This window comes from Bacillus cereus group sp. BfR-BA-01524, assembly GCF_022662595.1.
GTDB lineage: Bacteria > Bacillota > Bacilli > Bacillales > Bacillaceae_G > Bacillus_A > Bacillus_A thuringiensis_S.
Genome location: NZ_JAKUDW010000177.1, coordinates 1 through 4,759 on the forward strand (window position 1 = coordinate 1; position 4,759 = coordinate 4,759).

A 4,759-nucleotide genomic window follows, 5' to 3' on the forward strand; every position below is an offset into this window, starting at 1 on the left:
TCCGCACCGTTTAGATAATGATAAAGACGGCATTCCATGTGAAGATTATAAATATCCAAAGAGCACAAATACTACAACAGAAAATAAAGAAACTACTAAACCTCAAGAACAACCTAAACAAGAAAATACTAAACAGGAAAACACTAAACAAGAACCTGTTAAACAAGAAAACACTAAGCAAGAGAATTCAAAACAAAACAACCAAACAACAAATAATAAACAAGAACAAACTAAGCCTCAAACAACTGCAAAAGAAACAAAGAAAAATACTAATACAGTTGTGAAAAAAGAAACGAAAAAACAAGGTGAAAAATTACCTAATACAGCATCAAACGGTGTTACAATGATGCTAGCAAGCTTAGGATTAGCATTAGCTGGATCTGTATTAATGTTCCGTCGTAAAAAGACAAACGCATAAAATAGTTCCTTAAAACGGCAGGAGAAATCCTGTCGTTTTCAAATGGAGTGATAAAAGTGAATAAAAAACAATGGATAGGCTTATGTTTAACTGTTATTGGACTTACTATCTTTTCCTATTATTTTCTAGAATGGTATAGTGCTAGGCAATCAGCAGAGTCGTTAACAACTAACGAGGCTAAACAATATGAGATCTCCACATCTTCTAAAGAAAATGAAACGCAAAACATCAATCAAACAGAGACAGAGATAAAGACTGACACTTCATTACAAGAAGAACCTGTACAAATTCCTGCTTCAAAGGTAAACCATCAGTTAGGAGATAAAGTAGCATATTTAATTATCCCTAAAATACAAAAGAAATACTCTATATATTGGGGAGCCGATGATAAAGTACTAAAAAAGGGTGTAGGTATGTTTGTTAGTGACTTAACTACTACACCATCTGGAAATGGCCATACAGTTTTAAGTGGACATAGAGATACTGTTTTTACCGAGCTTGGTCAATTAAAGGAAGATGACCAACTTATCGTGGAATATGAAAATAAAACATATACATATGAAATTAACAAGCATTGGATAACAGATTCAGAAGATCGAACAGTTATTGTAGAAAAAAGTGAGCCGACATTAACATTAACAACTTGTTATCCTTTTGACTATATAGGAGACGCTCCAGATCGGTACATAATTGAAGCATCTCTACTTTCCATTCATTGAGGATGGAAAGTCCAATACACATTAGTAAAATTAAAGTGGTTATCGAGTCGGAGAAAGGCACCTTAGGGTGTCTTTTTTATGTAAATAAGCTGCTCATACGGACAGCTTATTATGTTTTTTGGCTTAGCGTGATTTTTTCGAAATGTTAGAGGCATCTGATGCTCATCAACCTAACAGAACAGGTTGCTCCCAGAAGTTTTTATATAAAATAACATCAAAAAATAGGTCTTAAACAAGCGTTAAAAAAGAAAGCTGAAGGGCAAGTATACCCTTTTGGAATCTTTTTAAGAGAAAATGATAAAATGAAGATAATACTAGGAAATTGTGGGGATGATTACGTTGCTTACTTTGATAAAATTTGTAATTAGTTATGCTGCAAGTCTGTTTGCTTGTATTTTTGGATGGTTCTTGATTTCATATATTTTTAATCCTAGCTTTATTCACCCCGACGTTTTACAGGGATTCATAAAAACTATCGTTACTTATGGTAGTATACCAGCTCTTATAGCTTGTCTAATTGGGGAAGTCTTATATAGGAAAATTAAACGATGTAGAGAGTTTCAATTTGGAATTCCTTTATTTATAGGACTAGCAGTTATCTATACACTTATACCATTTCTTTTTCTTTTTACTTTTTCTTTTTCATATTTCTTTTATTTCGTTGCACCTGTTATGATGGGGTCCTTAGCTTTTTATTTAGTGCGTAGAAAAATATAATTATAATAGATATGTCTGAATCACTAGTTTCAAAAAGCCTTCACGCAATGATGATTGCATGAAGGCTTTTGATGTTTTCTTATTTTTTTGTCTCGTTGACCCATGTAATAATGTCCTGGATGACGTACTCGGGAACATTTGCAGGGATTTCGTACTCACTTGGAAGACTTAATTCCCCGTCACCCTCCGTGAAGAAATGATTCAATTTCGGATATTCTTTGAAATGAACATTCCCGCTGTTTGAAAGTCCTTCCTGCCATTTTGTATAGTCATCTTTTACTGTTACTTGATAATCGCGTGCCCCTTGCAGAATGAATAAAGGCTCTTTTCGTGATTTTGCCTCCTCAACTGGACGCCACCTAGTAACATCATACATAAAATGAGGAGACGGAAACGGAAAATTGTAGCCAGCTGGCGGATGGTCAGGATTGAAAGTGGGATCCAGGATAAAAGCGAACTGTCTTTTTAGTTCATCGATTACTTCCTTTGGCGCCCCAAGGTATTGACTCACATCAATGGCAGTGTCAGTCAAAGGGCGTGCAGGTGGTGCGAGTAAGATACTTCCTCGAACAAGTGAGGAAGGCGCTTTGCTCAGTATACGCGGCATTGTGCCAGCTCCTTGGCTATGTCCGAGAATGAAAATATTATTTGGATCAATGCCTTCCTGCTGCGCTGCTGACTTTGCTGCATATATGGCATCATCTGTAGTATCACGGTCTAATGTAACAGGTTCTGCACTCATCTTTAATGCATGTTCTAAGGTGCGTTTTTCATAGCGCAACACTGCAATTCCGTTGGATGAAAGGCCTACCGCAAGATCGCGTAAGATTTTTGTTCCCAAATAGGTAGCATCGCGATCATGGATGCCAGCACCATGCACAAGAACAACGACGGGTACCTTTTCACCACGCTTATGTTTCGGAACTGTTAATGTCGCTGGTAACGGATAGGTAGAATTTCCAATGACGATTTCACGTTCTTGATAGGAGTCAGGTTGATCATAGATAGGATGTGGGATGGTATAAGATTCCTCGGGTGGCCTTTCTCCAATTTCATCTACTTTCCCGCCAGGTGTGAATTTAAGGAGTAGCGGTATGGTAGTTCCTTCGGTAGCTGCTGGAATTTCCACCGTCTGATGGACCAAGTTTCGTTCTTTTATCACGGGGGTTCCCATGCTTTTTATCCCGCTCCAGCCACTTTTTGTCCACCAGTTTTGTAATGTGGTTGCTGTAAACTTAGATTGAAAAGCAGTAGACGTCAACTGTAGTGCCTCTGCATACTTACCTTGCTGGAGATATTCAAAAAATAATGATGTACGCTCCGTTAAAGAGACTAGTTTCTTTTCAGCAGATTGTTCCTCGCGTGTATCTGCGTGAATAGTTGCTGTAAGCGGGAAAGATGAAACGCCTAAAGAAAAGAGTAGGGTAAAGGTAAGTACTGATCTTTGTATTTTCTTTTTTTTATTCATGTTTTAACCTCCAATATGTGATGGTACAAAACAGGTATGGTAATTAGAATTCTGGCGCGAAAACTTCAAAATATTTGCAAGCAATCTCCAAAACTTGGACATACTAATATTATTATTCTAAAAAAACGTAGCTTTCTTCTCTTGTCACATGCATATTAATCCCAGAAATAACCTTTCTTCCTTCACTTTATATTTTGATTATAGGAAACAAAGCTTTCGTTTTTCTTACTTGATAATTACAAATTCCTTAAGTAGGGGATATTTTAAAAATGGATATGTGGCGGTACTCCTATGTTAAGAGATAGCTTAAGGACCGAGGATTATATTGTTTTTATGAAGAGTTGATGTTATGTTTGTTTTGTAACATATGGTGTTTTATGTATGTAGGAGGATTTATTGAAGAAATTATTAATATTGTTTTTATTAGCTACATTTTGTCTACAGATTACAGGATGTTCTAATAAGATGGGTACACTAAGGGAGAAGTCTAAAACTTCAACACCTGTGAAGTCTAAACGCATCAATAAAGGGTGGTACAAACATATGTAATAGTTTGTATCACCCTTTGTTGATGATAGAAGTCATAAGGAAAAGGTTGATAGTTAGATATTTTTCATAAAGAAAAGACACCCTAAGGTGCCTTTCTTCGACTTGAACCATCTTAATTTTAATAATATATTGGACTCCCATCCAAATATTATTTTACCATGTTAAGTTGTTTTATTCATTGAGAAATATGCTTTAAAACTATATTTTTAAAAATTATATAGATTTGAACAATATGTATACGAGTCACATATCAAAAAAAAGACACTCTCAAGAGTGCCTCTCCTTAGCAGCCGAATCCGCCGCCCCAACAGCTAGCGCCAACGATGATTAATAAGATGAAGAGCACAACAAGTAAGGCAAATCCACCGCCGAAACCACAGCCTCCACCACAACTACCGCCATAGCCCATATTAACTCCTCCTTCCATAAAGACCATTTAATAATGGATTTAATTTAATTTATGTTTTTAAGGATGAATGGAGCAGGTCCTTAAAAAAATAAAAGAACTTTGGAAGTTTAAAAGAGTTGACGACCTTATTTTTGTCACCGGTATTCCGCCTTCTACATATTGTATTTTATTCTGTGTATTTGGGGGAAGGAGGATCTTTATGGCTAATTCTGAGATGATTTTACGTTTACTTACGGATTTAAAGATTGAACAACAATTGTTGAAAGAACAGTTAGAGAAAATGCAAACAGCTGTGACTATTCTTGAAGAAAAATCAGTGACGCTTAAAGAAAAACCAGCGACTCTTAAAGAAAAAACAACGACTCCTGAAGAAAAACCATCTGTTACAAAGCAAAGAGCTTTTTCTGGACGCCCAACATCTTTTCGTGATTGGAGAGCATCTAGTCAAAAAAATTAGGGAATGTTATGTGAAATGATAA

At 36.0% G+C, this 4,759-nt stretch carries 6 protein-coding genes and 1 pseudogene; 5 read left to right on the forward strand and 2 right to left on the reverse strand.

The annotated features are described in order from the left end of the window. The 4 genes and pseudogenes from MR170_RS29675 to MR170_RS29690 form a co-directional block, all read left to right on the forward strand. The coding region (locus MR170_RS29675; RefSeq protein ID WP_242310468.1) for an excalibur calcium-binding domain-containing protein at positions 1-418 on the forward strand (418 nt) is incomplete at its 5' end. Positions 419-474: 56 nt separating this feature from the next. Continuing rightward, complete coding sequence (locus tag MR170_RS29680; protein ID WP_016082649.1) at positions 475-1,137, forward strand: class D sortase; 663 nt, start codon at positions 475-477, stop codon at positions 1,135-1,137. A gap of 212 nt (positions 1,138-1,349) precedes the next feature. Continuing rightward, positions 1,350-1,442, forward strand: a pseudogene (locus MR170_RS29685) (GNAT family N-acetyltransferase); the annotation flags it as partial. Positions 1,443-1,467: 25 nt separating this feature from the next. Further along, the gene (locus tag MR170_RS29690; protein ID WP_242310470.1) at positions 1,468-1,854 is read left to right on the forward strand and encodes a hypothetical protein; all 387 of its coding nucleotides are present in this window, start codon (positions 1,468-1,470) and stop codon (positions 1,852-1,854) included. Between the two features lie 79 nt (positions 1,855-1,933). On the opposite strand, the gene MR170_RS29695 is transcribed toward MR170_RS29690, so the two are convergent. Next, a complete protein-coding gene (locus MR170_RS29695) occupies positions 1,934-3,322 on the reverse strand; it encodes an alpha/beta hydrolase (RefSeq protein ID WP_242310472.1) in 1,389 nt (462 codons plus the stop codon). An 832-nt stretch (positions 3,323-4,154) separates the two neighbouring features. Continuing rightward, the gene (locus MR170_RS29700) at positions 4,155-4,280 is read right to left on the reverse strand and encodes a YjcZ family sporulation protein (protein ID WP_000540377.1); all 126 of its coding nucleotides are present in this window, start codon (positions 4,278-4,280) and stop codon (positions 4,155-4,157) included. A gap of 199 nt (positions 4,281-4,479) precedes the next feature. Here MR170_RS29700 and MR170_RS29705 point away from each other — a divergent pair, with 199 nt between their 5' ends. Next, entirely contained in the window at positions 4,480-4,737 is a 258-nt protein-coding gene (locus MR170_RS29705) for a hypothetical protein (protein ID WP_029441764.1), read from the forward strand. The last annotated feature ends 22 nt before the right edge of the window (positions 4,738-4,759 follow it).